Origin of the sequence: Acidisoma sp. L85 (assembly GCF_009765865.1) — a bacterium.
Taxonomy (GTDB): Bacteria; Pseudomonadota; Alphaproteobacteria; order Acetobacterales; family Acetobacteraceae; genus Acidisoma.
The window spans coordinates 64,141-79,712 of the sequence record NZ_LMUQ01000012.1; the positions used below are offsets into that span (position 1 = coordinate 64,141).

Annotated in this window: 10 protein-coding genes, 1 tRNA gene and 1 riboswitch; of the genes, 5 read left to right on the forward strand and 6 right to left on the reverse strand. The window is 66.9% G+C overall.

The window, feature by feature from the left end; genetic code table 11:
- Window positions 1-61 precede the first annotated feature (61 nt).
- Window positions 62-3,682 (forward strand): hydantoinase B/oxoprolinase family protein, encoded by a 3,621-nt coding sequence (locus GSQ83_RS01775; protein ID WP_158800998.1) that lies wholly within the window; start codon window positions 62-64, stop codon window positions 3,680-3,682.
- An 11-nt stretch (window positions 3,683-3,693) separates the two neighbouring features.
- The gene (locus GSQ83_RS01780; RefSeq protein WP_158800999.1) at window positions 3,694-6,594 is read left to right on the forward strand and encodes an AsmA-like C-terminal region-containing protein; all 2,901 of its coding nucleotides are present in this window, start codon (window positions 3,694-3,696) and stop codon (window positions 6,592-6,594) included.
- On the opposite strand, the gene GSQ83_RS01785 is transcribed toward GSQ83_RS01780, so the two are convergent.
- Window positions 6,576-6,794: a ribbon-helix-helix domain-containing protein gene (locus tag GSQ83_RS01785; protein WP_158801000.1), complete on the reverse strand. Its 219-nt coding sequence runs from the start codon at window positions 6,792-6,794 to the stop codon at window positions 6,576-6,578. The genes GSQ83_RS01780 and GSQ83_RS01785 overlap by 19 nt on opposite strands.
- Before the next feature lie 296 nt (window positions 6,795-7,090).
- Here GSQ83_RS01785 and GSQ83_RS01795 point away from each other — a divergent pair, with 296 nt between their 5' ends.
- Complete coding sequence (locus GSQ83_RS01795; RefSeq protein WP_158801002.1) at window positions 7,091-7,309, forward strand: hypothetical protein; 219 nt, start codon at window positions 7,091-7,093, stop codon at window positions 7,307-7,309.
- A 32-nt stretch (window positions 7,310-7,341) separates the two neighbouring features.
- Here the strand turns inward: GSQ83_RS01795 and apaG are convergent, their stop codons facing one another.
- Together apaG and metZ are read right to left on the reverse strand one after the other, a co-directional pair.
- Window positions 7,342-7,746: a Co2+/Mg2+ efflux protein ApaG gene (gene apaG, locus GSQ83_RS01800; protein ID WP_158801003.1), complete on the reverse strand. Its 405-nt coding sequence runs from the start codon at window positions 7,744-7,746 to the stop codon at window positions 7,342-7,344.
- 204 nt (window positions 7,747-7,950) lie between these two features.
- On the reverse strand, window positions 7,951-9,150 hold the full coding sequence (gene metZ, locus GSQ83_RS01805) for an O-succinylhomoserine sulfhydrylase (protein ID WP_158801004.1): 1,200 nt from the start codon (window positions 9,148-9,150) through the stop codon (window positions 7,951-7,953).
- Between the two features lie 47 nt (window positions 9,151-9,197).
- A riboswitch (SAM riboswitch) is annotated at window positions 9,198-9,277 on the reverse strand.
- A gap of 88 nt (window positions 9,278-9,365) precedes the next feature.
- Here metZ and GSQ83_RS01810 point away from each other — a divergent pair.
- Window positions 9,366-9,439: transfer RNA gene (locus tag GSQ83_RS01810), tRNA-Gly, on the forward strand.
- A gap of 10 nt (window positions 9,440-9,449) precedes the next feature.
- Here the strand turns inward: GSQ83_RS01810 and GSQ83_RS01815 are convergent.
- From GSQ83_RS01815 to GSQ83_RS01825, 3 genes are all read right to left on the reverse strand, one after another.
- Window positions 9,450-11,561 (reverse strand): protein-disulfide reductase DsbD domain-containing protein, encoded by a 2,112-nt coding sequence (locus tag GSQ83_RS01815; protein WP_158801005.1) that lies wholly within the window; start codon window positions 11,559-11,561, stop codon window positions 9,450-9,452.
- A 74-nt stretch (window positions 11,562-11,635) separates the two neighbouring features.
- Window positions 11,636-11,908 (reverse strand): hypothetical protein, encoded by a 273-nt coding sequence (locus tag GSQ83_RS01820; protein WP_158801006.1) that lies wholly within the window; start codon window positions 11,906-11,908, stop codon window positions 11,636-11,638.
- Between the two features lie 466 nt (window positions 11,909-12,374).
- Window positions 12,375-12,797: a hypothetical protein gene (locus GSQ83_RS01825; protein ID WP_158801007.1), complete on the reverse strand. Its 423-nt coding sequence runs from the start codon at window positions 12,795-12,797 to the stop codon at window positions 12,375-12,377.
- A 196-nt stretch (window positions 12,798-12,993) separates the two neighbouring features.
- Here GSQ83_RS01825 and hrpB point away from each other — a divergent pair, with 196 nt between their 5' ends.
- A complete protein-coding gene (gene hrpB / locus GSQ83_RS01830; RefSeq protein ID WP_158801008.1) occupies window positions 12,994-15,441 on the forward strand; it encodes an ATP-dependent helicase HrpB in 2,448 nt (815 codons plus the stop codon).
- The last annotated feature ends 131 nt before the right edge of the window (window positions 15,442-15,572 follow it).

Sequence of the window (15,572 nt, forward strand, 5' to 3'; positions counted from 1 at the left end):
CGGGTCTAACACGGGCGCGGCAGCGCGGCGAGACGATGCCACCACCGCATTTGGAGTGTGGATGACCGGCTGGAGGTTCTGGATCGACCGCGGCGGCACCTTCACCGACATCGTCGCGCGTGATGCCGCCGGGCACATCTCCGCAGTCAAGCTGTTGAGCGAGAATCCCGGCCGCTATCACGATGCCGCGCTCGCGGGCATCCGTCAGGTGCTCGGCCTCGGCGCGCAAGACGCGATCCCGGCGGATCGGGTCGCGGAGGTCCGCATGGGCACCACGGTCGCCACCAACGCGCTTTTGCAACGCAGGGGCGAGCCGGTCCTGCTGGTCACCAATGTTGGCCTGGGCGATCTGTTGCGCATCGGCAACCAGGCGCGCGCTCGCCTTTTCGACCTCGATATTCGGCGATCTCCGCCGTTGCACGCGGAGGTGCTGGAGATTTCCAGGCGCCTCGACGCCAGTGGTCGAGAGATCGCACCGCTCGATGAAGCCATGGTTGCCGCGGGACTGGGGGCTGCCCGGGCGCGCGGGCTGACCGCCGTCGCGATTGTCTTGATGCATGCCTGGGCGCATCCTGCACAGGAAGCGGCCGTCGCGCGGCTCGCTGCTGCAACCGGCTTCACCCAGATCTCGACGAGCCACGGGGTCGGCGCATTGCTCCGCATCGTCCCGCGCGGCGAGACGGCGGTGGCCGACGCCTACCTCTCGCCAGTGCTCCGACAATACGTCGACCGGGTGGCGGCAGCGCTGCCGGGGGTGCCGCTGTTCTTCATGCAATCCCATGGCGGCCTTGCCGAGGCCCGGAGTTTTGCGGGCAAGGACGCGATCCTTTCCGGCCCCGCAGGCGGAATAGTCGGCGCCGCGCGCACGGCAGAGGCGGCGGGCTTCGACCGTGTCATCGGCTTCGATATGGGCGGCACATCGACCGATGTCGCGCTCTATGCGGGCACCTTCGAGCGGGCGACGGAGACCGAGGTTGCTGGTGTCCGGCTACAGGTCCCGATGATGGCGATCCACACGGTCGCGGCGGGCGGCGGCTCGATCCTCGGCTTCGACGGGGCGCGCATGACGGTGGGACCGAACTCGGCCGCCGCGGATCCGGGACCGCTCTGCTACCGGGGCGGCGGACCGCTGACCGTCACCGATGCCAATGTGTTGCTCGGCAAAATCCAGCCCGCCTATTTTCCAGTGATTTTCGGCCCCAACGGCGATCTTCCGCTAGACGCGGCAGCCACAAAACAAGCCTTCGCCGACCTCGCGACCCGCGTCGGCAAAGCCACCGGCGGCGCCCAAGACGCCCATACGGTCGCGGAGGGCTATATCCGCATCGCTGTCGCGCATATGGCTCGCGCCATCCGCGAGATCTCCACGCGACGAGGTCGGGACGTCGCCGCTTTCACCCTCGCCTGCTTTGGTGGCGCTGGCGGTCAGCACGCCTGCCTGGTCGCCGAGGCGCTCGGCATGTGCCGCATCTTCATTCATCGCCAGGCTGGCGTTCTCTCCGCCTACGGCATCGGCCTCGCCCAACCCTCTGCGATCCGGACCCAGGCAGTTGAGCGGCACCTCGACGAGGCCGGTTTAGCGGCGGCCCAGGCTTTGCGGCGCAGCCTGGAGGAGACCGCGCGAGGAGCGCTTACGGCCCAGGGACTTGCGGCCGAAGCCATCACGGCGACCGCCACCGCTGAACTGCGACTGGACGGCACAGACGCGCCGCTTCGTGTGCCCTTCGCTGATGCAGACACGATGCGCGCGAGCTTTGCGGCGGAGCATCAGGCGCGCTTCGCCTTCCCCGCCCCGCCCCGCCAGCTCGTTGTCGAGAGCCTCACAGTGGAAGCAACCGCACCCGCTCCCACGATCGAAGAAGCCCCATGGCCCGCGCGCGCCGCGGGCGAGGTTCCGGAGCCGAGTGATCGCGTCACCGTCTTCACCCAGGGTGCGTCGCACGACACGCCGGTTTTCGCGCGCGACGCTCTGAGGCGCGGTGACCTGCTATCCGGCCCCGCCCTCATCCTCGACGACACCGCGACAACCATGGTCGAGCCTGGATGGCGCGTCAGGGTTACCGGCCACGGCCACCTTGTCCTGGAACGGGACGAATCGGAGACGCCCAGGCTGGCGCCCGCCCAGATGGAACGGCAGACCGCTGACCCCGTGCTCCTCGAACTCGTCAACAACCTTTTCATGGGGGTCGCGGAGCATGCCGGCATCGTGCTCCGTCAGTCCGCGCTAAGCGTCAACATCAAGGAGCGGCTCGACTTCAGTTGCGCTCTATTCGACGCCGAGGGCCGGCTGATCGCGAACGCGCCGCATGTCCCCGTGCATCTCGGCGCCATGGGCGAAAGCGTGCGGCACATCATTGCGCGGCGCGGCGCCACATTCCGGCCGGGCGATGTCGTGGCCCTTAACGACCCCTATGCCGGGGGCACGCATCTGCCGGATATCACTGTCATCACGCCCGTCTTCGACGAGGCGGGACAGACGATCCGCTATTTCCTCGCCAATCGTGGCCACCATGCCGATGTCGGCGGCACCACGCCGGGCTCGACGCCCTCGGATTCCACTACCCTGGCCGAGGAGGGTGTCGTCATCGACGATTTCCTCATCGTCTCCGGTGGCGCGATGCGGGAGGAGGAATTTCGCGCGTTGCTCACTAACAACCCCCATCCCGCCCGCAGTCCGGATGTGAACCTCGCCGATATCGCGGCACAGATCGCGGCCAATCATGCGGGGGCCGCCGAAATGGCGCGGGTCATCGCCGAATGGGGCTGGGCGACTGTCACCGCCTACATGGCGCACATTCGCGCCAATGCCGCGGAAGCAGTTCGCTGGGTGATCGACCGCCTCGACGACGGCGACTTTGCGCTCACCATGGAGGACGGTGCGCCTCTGCGCGTCGCTGTCCGCGTCGATCGCGCTGCCCGACGCGCCACCATCGACTTCACCGGCACCGGCACCCAGAGCCCCGGGAACTTCAACGCCCCGCCGGCCGTCACCCGCGCCGTTGTCCTTTATGTCTTCCGCTGCCTGGTGGCGGAGGAGATCCCGCTCAACGATGGCTGCCTTGAGCCGCTCGACATCCTCATCCCGACGGGCAGCTTCCTGGCGCCGAGGCCTGGTGCGGCGGTGGTGGCCGGCAATACCGAGGTCAGCCAGGCGGTGGCCAATGTTCTTTTGGGCGCGATTGGCGCCTGTGCCTCCGCACAAGGCACTATGAACAACCTCCTATTCGGAGATGCGCGCCGCCAGTATTACGAGACGATCTGCGGCGGCTCCGGCGCAGGACCGGGCTTCGATGGAAGCAGCGCTGTGCAGACCCACATGACGAATACGCGAATGACCGACCCCGAGGTGCTGGAACTGCGCTTCCCCGTGCGCCTGGAGAGCTTCTCCCTCCGCCCAGGATCGGGTGGCGACGGCGCATGGCGCGGCGGTGATGGCGTGGTACGGCGCCTGCGTTTCCTCGAACCGATGACCGCTGTGATCGTGGCTTCCCGCCGGCACGAAGGCCCCTTCGGTCTCGCGGGCGGCAATCCGGGTGCTACCGGTGACCAGTGGGTTGAGCGCGGTGGCCAGAATCTGCCACTCGCCGGCCGCGACCGGATCGAGTTGCGGCCCGGCGATATCCTCGGAATCGCGACGCCGGGTGGCGGCGGTTTCGGCGCGGTTTCAGAGACGCCCCCTTGAGCGGATCCGGCATGAAGGCGCCCGCGAAGCGCCGCCGGCAGGCATTCCGCCCACGGCTGGTGCCGTTGCTCGCGGCGACCCTCGTTGTGTCTCTCGCCATCCTCTGGCTGCTCCCGCCGCTCTTCGACTGGCAATTGCACCGCGCCGCGATCGAGGCGGCGGCCAGCGGCTTCGTCGGCCGCGATGTCCGCATCAGCGGCCCGATCCGCGTCAGCCTGCTCCCGCAGCCTTCGGTCACCGCCGAACAAGTCGAAGTGCGGGACAACGGCGACGGCACCCGCATGTCCGCCCATGACCTGACGATGAGCCTATCGCTGGGCGCCCTGCTGACCGGCCGGCTCGATGTCACTCATGTCGCACTGGACCGGCCCGACATCCGCCTGCCCTGGCCGCTGCCGCGCGGCCCGCTCTCACTCGAGCCGCCGCCTTGGCTCGCATCGCTTTCCGCTGAGGTCAGCCATGGCCGAATCCTGGTCGGACCGCTGCAGATCGAGGATGCCTCCTTCACCGTCGCTACCGGGGGTCCTTCGGCCGCGCTGCAGGTTGATGGCCGTGCGACGCTTGCCGGCCGGCCGTGGAACCTATCGCTCGCGCTATCCTGGCCGATGAGCGATGGCAGCGCGCCGCTCGCGATTGGCGCGGACAGTATCAACGGCCCGGCCACCAGCTTTGTCTTCACCGGTGCCATGCGCGGCGACAGCAAGATCGCCGGCCGCCTCACGGCCCATGGCGATGACCTCGCGGACCTCCTGCCGACGCCGCAACAGCCTTTCGAGGCTGCCGGCACGCTGAGAGCGGATCGCGAGGGACTTCGGGTCGACGATCTCGCGCTCGTGCTCGGTACCACGGCGGCCACCGGCGCCCTGCGGTTCGCGCTGCCCCGCCGTCTCCGCGGCGCCGGCGGCTCGGCCACCCCCATCGAACTGCGGCTTCACGTACCGCTGATCGACATCGAGCCCTGGGCACTCGCCGTACAGAAGAATCCGGCACCGCCCCTACCGCTCAAGGTCGATTTCACCGCCGACGCGGCGACCTATGGCGGCGGATTGCTGCGCCGCGTCGCTCTACATTTCGAGACCACGGGCGGCCGGTTGCGGATCGACAACGCGACAGCGAGCCTGCCCGGCGAAAGCCTCGTCAACCTCGCCGGATACTACGATCCGGCCACCGCGGTTTTTCTCGGCAAGGCGCAAGTCACCGCACCCTCGCCCGCCGCGACGCTACATTGGCTGACCCAGGCGCAGCTCCTGCCCGAAACCGGCGCCATCGCGACGGCACTCGACAGCCTGGATGTGGCGGGCGATTTGCGCCTGTCGAGCGGGCAGATGGTCGCGACCTCGATCACCGGGCGGATGAACGACACCCTCGTGACGGGCGGCTTGTCGATCCTAAATGGCACCCATCCCTCGGTGGCGGGAGCGCTCGATTTCGGCAAGCTGGACCTCGGCCTTTGGCTACCGCAGGCCTGGTGGGACGCTCCGCCGAAGCCGGAAACCTTGGCCCATGCGATCACCGGCGTCACCGCCGACCTCCGCCTCTCCGCGCGGCAGGCTTGGCTCGGCGACACCGCGATTGACCACGCGCTGGTCGATCTTTCGGTTGCAGGTGGCAAGCTCGTGCTGCGCCAGCTGGGCGGCCGGATCGCGGGAGTGCAGTTCGTCGGTTCTGGCGCGATGGATTCGAGCGGCAAAATGGACGGCGTGCGGCTGATCGTCTCCGCCCAGCCAGCGGATCGACTATCGGCGTTTGTGCCGCCCCGCCTGCGCGGTGCCGCCGGATTCTGGTCCGCGCCGCTTCTCGCGAGCGTGGTCGCCAACGGAGCGCCCAACCGCCTAGCACTCACGGTCAATGCGAGCGTCGGGGATCTGGCGCTCTCGGCGCAGCCCATCATCGATCTGGCGCATATGAGCGGCCACGGCAACGTCACGCTGCGCCATCCCAATGCCGACCGCTTCTTGCGTGACCTCGGCTTTGGCTCGGGCACCACCTGGCTCGGCGAAGGCTCGCTGTCGATGGTGGCCGAGGCGACGGTCAATGGCGCGAGCTGGAAGCTGGCGCCGCTCGCCTTCAGCCTCGGCCTGGTGCATGGCAGCGGCCAGATCGGCGATGCGGACAGCAATGCCCCGGACGAGCGCGGCATCACAGGCGTCTTCGCGATAGACACCTTTCCTTGGCCGCACCCCGACCCGGACGAGCCGATTCCGACCGAGCTTCTGCGAGGCTGGCAGGCGCGGCTGCACCTCACTATTGATCGCGTGGTGGATGCGCTGACGCCGCTTGCGACGAACGTCGTGGCGGATGCCGATATCGCCGACGACTCGCTCCTTGTCACACTGCATCGCGCGTCGGCGCTGGATGGCACTTTGGCAGGGGTGATCCGGCTGGAAGCACGGGTGCCGCCCGCCGTTTCCGTGAAACTCACCCTCGCGGACAGCAAGCTGGCGACGCCGATCGAGCCCCTGCCGATCCTCACGGCGAGCAATGTCGATGCGCAGTTCTCCGGCACGGCGCGGGGCTACAGTCTGGGTGCGTGGCTCTCCAGCCTGAACGGCACTGCCTCCTTTGGCAGCGGGGAGGCGACGCTCTCTGGCATCGACCTAGGCAAACTCGGCAACAATGTCGCGACCGGCCCCGCCGCGGCTGGCCTTTCGAGCGGCCACACCGTCTTCACTTCGCTTCACGCCATGGCATCCGTCTCACAAGGTGAGTTGCGGCTCGGAAACCTGAAAGCAGAAGGCCCGGCCGGCACGCTTTCGGCCACCGGCACCGCCGACCTCGTTCGCGGTGCCTGCGATCTGCGCGTGACGGTAACTCCTCACGGAACAGCCTCGCCTCCGGCGCCATTCGACCTGCTCCTGCAAGGGCCACTCGACGCGCCGAAACGCGCAGTGCTTCAGCGGGCCGCCGGATGACCGCCAGCAGCCAGCGCATATAGACGCAAGGCCGAGGCCAGCGGGCGCCGCGGGTCCCGCGTCGCATCAACCTCCGCCACCAGCGAGGCCAAGCTTTGCCCGTCACGCATGGCGAAGCTGTTCAGCACGGCCCAGAACTCGGCCTCCAGCGCGATGCTGGTGCGGTGGCCAGCGATCGTGAAGCTACGTTTGAGGAGCATCCGAAGGTCCAATTGCGCGGCTAAGACGAAAGGTGCAGGAGGATGACACTGCGGTGAACTCGGGGGCACCCCCATTGCCCTTGAGCGCCAGAGTGGCTAGATCATTGCTGAACCGGAAGCGAATGCGACGGTCGGAGTGGCTATGGCAAGTTTCAATAAAATATAATAAAAACGCCGCGTATCTAATTGATCACAAAAAATTTTGAGCACCCACGCTCTGAGGACATTATGGTCCGGCTCGGGCGATGTAGTGCCAAGGCAATCGCCGCATTCCATGCGGCGCGGGAGACGACAGGATGAGGCAGTCCTACATCATTGAGGTCGACGGCGTGTTCCTCGGAACGGCCGCAAGCTACGGCATTGGCGAAGGCTACCGGTTCGTCGGCGTCGATGCGCGCCTCAAACCGCTCGACGGACAGCATTTCGATCAGCTCGAAGAGGTTCGGGCCGAAGCGGCGCTCACTTTCCGCCGCGCCCGATACCCGAGCCACCTAATCGCCGTGCCGCGTTCCTGACGCGGCGTCCTCGCGCGCGCCAACACGCGCCTTCAATGAAGGCGCGTGTTCTGGTGGGGGCTGTCGAGGCTGAAGGCCGGGATCCTCACGTCGAAAGATTCGCCGGACGACGGTAAAACCATGTGGTAGTCGCCCACCATGAAGCCGCTCGGCGTGTCGAGCGGCGTTCCTGATGTGTACTCGAAGGATTCGCCCGGCTCGAGCGTCGGCTGTTCGCCAACCACGCCTTCGCCATGAACATGCTGCACGCGGCCAAGCGCATTGGTGATGCGCCAGGTTCGGCGCATGAGCTGCACGACCTGACTGCCGCGATTCTCGACACGGACGCGATACGCCCAGACATAGCGTCCTTCGTCCGGTTGAGACTGATCCTCAAGATAGAAGGATCGTACCCGAACGCAGATATCGCGGGTTGTTTCCGTGTAGTCGTCAGCCATCGATTCCGCCTGTCCCGTTTATGCGCTAAGACGCCCGGGGAATGCGCCGACGCCTATCGCAAAGCTTTACCTTGGCCCCTGCGCACCTACAATCAGTCTTCCCTTCGCCCATCCGCAACGTCGAATTTACTCCCCGCGCGATCGTCTCAGTCGTCTCAACACTGAGGCAATGCGCGGCTCCAATCGCAGGTTGCGTCAACGAGTCTAGCGTTTCAGCGCGTCCAGGGCTTGCGAAAGATCCTCAGTCAGGTCGGCGACATCCTCGAGTCCCACCGACAGACGCAGCGCACCCTCGGTGATGCCCAGCCTCGCGCGTTCCTCCACGGCGAGTCGCATATGCGTGGTCGTCGCCGGATGCGTGATGAGCGATTTCGAATCGCCTAGATTGTTGGAGATTGCGATGAGGCTCAAAGCGTTGAGAAATCGGAACGCCTCGGCTTTGCCGCCTGAGAGTTCGAAGGTCACCAGCGTGCCACCGGATGACATCTGGCGCATCGCAAGCTCACGCTGCGGATGGCTGGCCAGCGTCGGGTACCAGACTTTGGAAACCTCAGAGCGGGTCTCCAGGAAATGCGCCAGTGCTTCGGCCGAGCGGCTGGCCGCATCGACGCGAAGGCTCAGCGTTTCCAGCCCCTTGAGCAGCAGCCAGGCATTGAAGGGCGACAAGGCCGGGCCGGTGTTGCGGGTAAAGGGCTGCAGCACCTCCTCGATCCATTGCTTGCGGCCGAGAACGGCGCCGCCAAGCACCCGCCCCTGCCCGTCGATATGCTTGGTGCAGGAATACACCACCACATCCGCGCCCATCTCCAGCGGATGCTGATGCAAAGGCGTCGCGAAAACATTATCGACGACAACAATCGCACCCGCCGCATGCGATAGCTTCGCTACTGCGGGAAGATCGACGATCTCCAGCATCGGGTTGGAGGGCGTTTCCAGCAGGACAAGCTGCGTCGGCGTCGCCAAAGCCTCTCGCCACTGCGCCAGATCGGCACCATCGACGAAAACGGTTTCGATCCCGTAGCGCGGCAGCAGGGTGGAGACGATCCAGTGACAGGAGCCGAACAGCGCGCGCGCCGCCACGACCCGGTCGCCCGTCTTCAAGTGGCAAAGCATCGAGGATGAAACCGCCGCCATGCCTGTCGCCGTTGCGATGCAGGCTTCGGCGCCTTCGAGCAAGGCTAGCCGCTGCTCCAGCATGTTCACGGTCGGATTGCCGAAGCGCGTGTACTGGTAGTGCTCGACCTCACCCTTGAAGGTGGCCTCCGCCTGCTCCGCATTGTCGTAGACGAAGCCCGAGGTCAGGAAGAGCGCTTCGGCATTCTCCCCATACTGCGATCGCATGGTGCCGCCATGGACGAGCTGCGTCGCGGGGCGGAGTGCTTTGGGGTTTTTGATGACGGGCATCGCATGGGCCTCTGATCGAGAACCCGGCCGTGGATGCAGCGGCCCGTAACGCTGGGCAGCTGGCCTCTTTAGCGCGCTTCTTTAACCTCGCCGCAATCCGGCCGGACAAATCACGAGGGGCATGTCGATGCCGGCGCCAGGGATAAGGCGGCGCGGGCCGTGCCGTCAACGAGAGCTTTGCAATCGTCGCGCGGGGCGGATATGAGAGGCGCCGCGCGGGTATGGTGTAGTGGTAGCCCGTCAGCTTCCCAAGCTGAATGTGCGGGTTCGATTCCCGCTACCCGCTCCAATCCGCCCCCTCAGCCGGTTCTCTGGCCGATCGCATCCAGCACTATGCGGGGCGTTAGAATCTGCGGCAGCACCACGGCGGGCGCGCCACCTGCGGGGTAGAAAATATAGAGCGGCACACCGTCGCGGCGATGCGCGCGGAGGTAGGCGGTGATCTCGGGATCGCCCCGCGTCCAGTCGCCGACGAGATAGGTGATTCCCTGGCGGCGGAAACTGTCCCGCACCGCCGCGCGGTCGAGCGCCACGCGCTCATTCACGAGGCAGCTCACGCACCAGGCAGCCGTCAGGTCCACGAAAGCCGGCCGTCCCGCCGCGCGCAAGGCTGCCAGTTTGGCGCCCGAGAAGGTCTCCGAGCCATTGGCCAAGGCCATCGGCCGTTCGGAGGGCGTGGACCTCATCCCGAGCATCACCGGCAGAAGCCCGATCACCGCGAGGGTCGCGAGAGCAGGCGCCACCCGGCGGCCGAGCGGCGCGACCCAGGCCGCGAAGGCGATAAGCAACATCCCGCCCCCGGCCGCGAGCAACAGGTCATCGCCACCCTCGCGGCTCGCGACCCAAACCAGCCAGAGCACGCTCGCATAGACCGGAAAGGCGAGCGCCTGGCGCAATACCTCCATCCACCCGCCCGGCTTTGGCAGCAGATGGCCGATCCCCGGCACGAGGCTGACGACCACGAAGGGCAGTGCCAGACCGAGGCCGAGCGCCAGGAAGATCGCCATGGCCGCCGCTGCCGGACCCGACAGCGCGGCCGCGATAGCCGCGCCCATGAAGGGCGCCGTGCAGGGCGTCGCCACCACCGCCGCCAGAACGCCGGTGCAGAGGCTGCCGAAGATGCCGCCCCGTGCCGCGAAGGACTGACCCCACCCCGCCCAGCGTCCACCCGGCGCGATAACGCCGGAGAAGCTCAGCCCCACCGCGAAAAGTAGCCAAGCCATGAGCACCACGAAGACCGGCGACTGGAACTGAAAGCCCCAGCCGACAAGATGCCCGGTCTCCCGCAAGGTCAGCATGACTCCACCCAGGGCGGCGAAGCTGAGCAGCACCCCGGCGCCATAGGCCAGCCCCTCGCCGACCACCCGCCGCCGCTCGTTCCGCGCGCCGCTAAGTTTCGCGAGATGCGCCGCCTTCATCGCGAGGATCGGAAAGACGCAGGGCATCAGGTTGAGGATCAGGCCGCCGAGCAAAGCGCCCAGCAGCAGCGTCCAGAGACCAGAAGTCTCCGTTCCAGTTGCCGCTAAGGCACCGGAGGCAGTAGCCCCACCCACTTGGCCAACAGGCGCGGAGACGGCGGGAGGGGTGCCAGGAGCGGCAATCACCGTTAACCCACGCGTCGATCCGTCAGTATCCGTAAGCGTCAGAACGCCCCCGAGTTCCTTGGCCGTCGCGAGCGCCGCCTCCGGTTTGAGCGTCAGGCTCAAACCATCGGGCTGCTGGGCAAGCGGCTGCGGTGCGCCATGGTCGATGAGGCCGGGCGTGTCCGGAAAGAAATAGGCCGAGGCGATACGGCTACCTGCGAGAGCCGCGCCGCGCAGGCGGAGCGTGCCATCCGGCGCGATCCACGCACGGAGATCCGAAGCCTTGGGGATGTCCCGCTCCACCGCCGCGAAAAGCGGCGCCTGAGGCGAGGGCGTCGTCGCCGCGCCGATCGGCAGATCGAGCCGGAAACGCGCGCTTTCGGGCACGCAGATGTCCCGGCAGACGAGCCAGTTGACGCTCGCATCGATCGGCAGCGATCCTGTGGCGGAGGATGGCGGGGTGACCGCAAAGGGCAGCAGAACCGCCTTCTCATAGCCGTAAGTCGTCACCGGCCCTTCCGCCAACCGCGTCGGCACAGGCCAGCGCAACGGTGAGGCCTTTGTCCCCGGCGGCAGCTTTAGCGAGATCGCCGGAGCCAGACCCGCATCGCCGGGATTTTGCCAATACACATGCCAGCCCGGCGAAAGCTGGAATCGCAGACCAAGCTGAAAGCCCTGGCCCGCGGATACCTGGTCAGCATCCGAGACCAGGCTGACACGATCCCTTGCCGAGACCGCGGCCGCACTCTCCGCCGCGAGGGACGGCGCGACGCCGAGCGCACCGAGGACAAAGACCAAGACTGGCAGAAACGTGGTGGGCCGATACATGAACCCGAGTCTATGCGCTGCGGCGCTTTTTCGCCATCGCCTTCCCGGTCGCGCGCAGGAAGGTCGCGGATTGGCTATTCGGTCATTGGCAAGGCGACTGTCATCTCCGGTTTTCTCCAATCCAGCCCCTTGGCGAGGGAAAACATCGCCGTATTGACCTGATTGGCCTCCGGCGATTGCCAATCGAGCGGACGGCCTCCGTAGCTCACGGCATAGAGACCTTGCTTCCCATAAAGCCGCAAGCCTTTCTCTGAGCGGTTTTCGATATCGGTCCAGCTCTGCACGAAGTATTCCCCGTGCGTCCGTGCTCTCAAATAGAAGCTTGGCAAGGGGAAATTATACAGCATGCCAAGATCGTAACATGCTCCCCTCACCAAATGTTTTTGACAACTTTGAAGAGCCAATCTCGTGAAGAGTTCGAATGAACTCTGCGAATGCGGCAGAATCAAACGCGAGTTTGGTCCGTAACCCAGAATGTAGCCCGTCGGCGGCTCAGCGAGACTTTGTGCCGAAAATCCGTGTAGAGACGGTGGTCTATAAACTGTGCGCGGCAAACTGTGCGCGGCGTTGCGCCGCCCAAGGGCGCTCCACCAATCACCTCGCCTACGACACGCGTTCTCCATGTAAGTTGCCGCCCGTCGATCCAGCCTCGGCTTCGCTTCGCTGGCTCTGCGTTTTCGCTTGCCCGAAATCGCTAGGGAGAAGGGCGTGCGCTGGAGCCGAATTGGCGATCGGTAACGGCACTACCATGCGCTGTGGATCGCTTTGCAAGATGTGGGCGAGGCGGTCCATCGCGGAATAGACCGGCTTCGCCTAGGGGGACTGCCAATCGACCGGCCGGCCGTCATAGCTGACGGCATAGCCGCTCTGTGTTTGGCGAATCTGCAAACCATTTTGCGTCTGGTGTTCGGCGTCCCTGGGAGACTGCACGATATATCCAGCCGACTGATCGAGTTCGCGCAAATACATTCCCGGCAACCAGAACGGGCCTTCAGTGCCAAGATCATAACATGCTTCAGGCCGCAAGTTCGTTGCGCAATGTTCGAAAGCAGTTCGCGCAACCTTCATAAACCCGGCTTGTGATTTTGGAGTGAGTAATTTCAAGCCCGTTCCGTAGCCGAGAATGTCGGTAACGGCGTCATTGACGCCAGGCATGGGGAATACCTGAGAGGAGGACAGATCGGTCGCGCCCTGAGCTGTGCCCTGCGATCCGACTCCACCAAGCGATGTGCCCATGACGTCCTGCTCTCCGTAAGTCGCCGGGCATCACGCTACGTTCGGCTCTACCGCACGGCGGCCTCCCAAAGTGCCGCAGCGTTCGTTAAAATTGACTAACGAAAACTAACATTAAGCCAATGCCGCGCTTCCACCCAACGAGCTGATCGCCTTCGTTCCTCAACACGCGCCTGCGAAGCCTGCTACCAGCAACGCCATGACCCTTACATCTCTCCCGCTCGCGGCGCGCGACCTGCCGGTCGTCGAAGCCCTGCCGCGCCTGCTCGCCTTGCTGGAGGGGACACCCAATGCCGTGCTGGTCGCGCCACCCGGCGCCGGCAAGACCACGACCGTGCCGCTCGCCCTTCTCGGCAGCCCGATCGGCGCCGCGGGCCGCGTCGTCATGCTGGAACCGCGCCGCCTCGCCGCCCGGGCCGCGGCCACGCGAATGGCGAGCCTCACCGGCGAGCCAGTCGGCCAGACCGTCGGCTTCCGCACCCGGATCGACAGCGCGGTCTCGGCCGCCACCCGGGTCGAAGTCGTGACCACCGGCCTCCTCGTCCGCCGCCTGCTCGCCGATCCGGGGCTCGATGGCGTCGCGGTCGTCATCCTCGACGAGATCCACGAACGCTCGCTTGAAGCCGATCTCGCCCTGGCTTTTTGCCTGGATGCCCAGCGCCTGCTCAGGCCCGACCTCCATCTCATCGCGATGTCGGCAACCCTGGACGGCGCCCGTCTCGCCAGCCTCATGAGCGCCGAAGTCATCGAAAGCGCCGGGCAGGCTCATCCGGTCGAAATCCGCCACCAGCCACGCGACCTGCCGCATCTCCGGGACCTGCCCGAGGCCATGGCGCGAGCGATCCGCGCGGCCCTGGCCGAGGCACCCGGCGACCTGCTCGCCTTCCTCCCCGGCATGGGCGAGATCCGCCGCACAGAGGCAGCCCTCACTGGCATCGACGCGGCGGTGCTGCCACTTCACGGCGACCTGCCGCCCGCGACGCAGGATCTCGCCCTCCGCCCCGGTGAGCGCCGCCGCGTAGTGCTCGCCACCTCCATCGCCGAGACCTCGCTAACCGTGCCGGGTGTGCGCATCGTCATTGACGGCGGCTATCGTCGCTCGCCGCGTCTCGATGCCGGAACCGGACTCACCCGGCTGGAGACGCTGCGCGTCAGCCGTGCCGCCGCCGATCAGCGGGCCGGCCGCGCCGGGCGGCAAGCACCGGGTCTCGCGATCCGCCTCTGGACCACCGCGACCCAGCGCGGCCTGCGCCCCTATGACAAGCCGGAGATCCTCGAAGCGGAACTCTCCGGCCTCACCCTGAACTGCGCCGCCTGGGGCACGCCGCCCGAGGCCCTGCCCTTGCCGGACCCGGCGCCAGCGGGCGCGCTCGCCGCCGCCCGCGTTCTTCTCACGGAACTCGATGCGCTGGACGACACCGGTGCCATAACCGCGAGCGGTCGGCGGATGAGCGCTCTCGGTGCCCACCCCCGCCTCGCCGCGATGATGCTGGCGGCCGAAACGCCTCAGGCCCGCGCCCTCGCCGCCGATCTCGCGGCGCTGCTGGAGGAGCGCGACCCGATCCGCGGCATCGAGGCCCCGGCCGATGTCACTTTGCGGCTGGAGGCTTTGGCCGGCGCCGGTGGCGCGGAGGCCGATCGCGGCACGCTCCACCGCATTCGCCAGGCCGCGCGACAATACCGCGGGCGTCTCGGCCTCCGCGCGGACGCCGTCGCCGCCGGGGATCCGGCGCCGCTGCTCGCCGCCGCCTTTCCGGATCGCCTGGCGCAGCGGCGCGGCGAACCCGGTTCCTTCCGGCTGTCAGGCGGCGGAGGCGCCCGGCTACCGGTGAATGACCCGCTGTCGCGCGCCTCTCTGCTTGCCGTGGCGAGCCTGGAGATGAAGGCTTCCGCACGCATCCGGATGGCCGCGCCGCTCGATCCTTCTGCCCTGCCGCCAGCGCTCGCGCGGCGGGTGACGGAAACCGTCGAGACAACACTTGATCCCGTAACCGGCAGCATCCTTGCCCGACGCCGGCGGCGTCTCGGGGCCCTGGTGCTGGAGGATCGCAGCGGTCCGCCCGACGCGGCCGAGGCTGCCGCTGCTCTGCTGGAAGCCGTGCGCCGCGATCCCGCGCGGCTGCCCTGGACCGATGCGGCCCGGCAAATTCAGGCGAGGCTTGGGCTGATGCACGGCCTGGAACCCGAGTTGTGGCCCGCAAGCGACGACACGGCGCTGGCGGCGACGCTGGCGGATTGGCTGGGTCCTCATCTGCATGGGCTGACGCGGCTCGGTGACCTCGCCTCGCTCGACTTCGCCGCCTTGCTGCTCGGCCGCCTCGATTGGAGCCTGCGCGCGCGGCTCGACCGCGAATTGCCGTCGCATCTGGCGCTCGGCCCTGGCCGCGCGGCAATTGACTATGCCGAGCCTGTGCCCCTCGCCTCGGCGCGGGCTCAGCATTTCTACGGTTTGGCGGAGACGCCGTTGCTCGCGCAGGGCCGGATACCGCTTCGCCTCGCACTGCTCTCCCCGGCGGGCCGGCCGATTGCCATCACCGCCGACATCGCCGGCTTCTGGCGTGGCGCCTGGGCCGACGCCCGCCGCGACATGCGCGGCCGCTACCCCCGGCACAACTGGCCGGAGAATCCATTGGACCCCGAGCCATGAGGGCTGCTGTTAGCAGCACTACAGCCTCCGACATCACCACACGCCTTGAAATGCCTTGAGGATTTCGTTGGACCCGATCACGCGCTAACGCCACAGTCGCTGCGGTGCAGCAATTCGTGGGGCGCATGGCC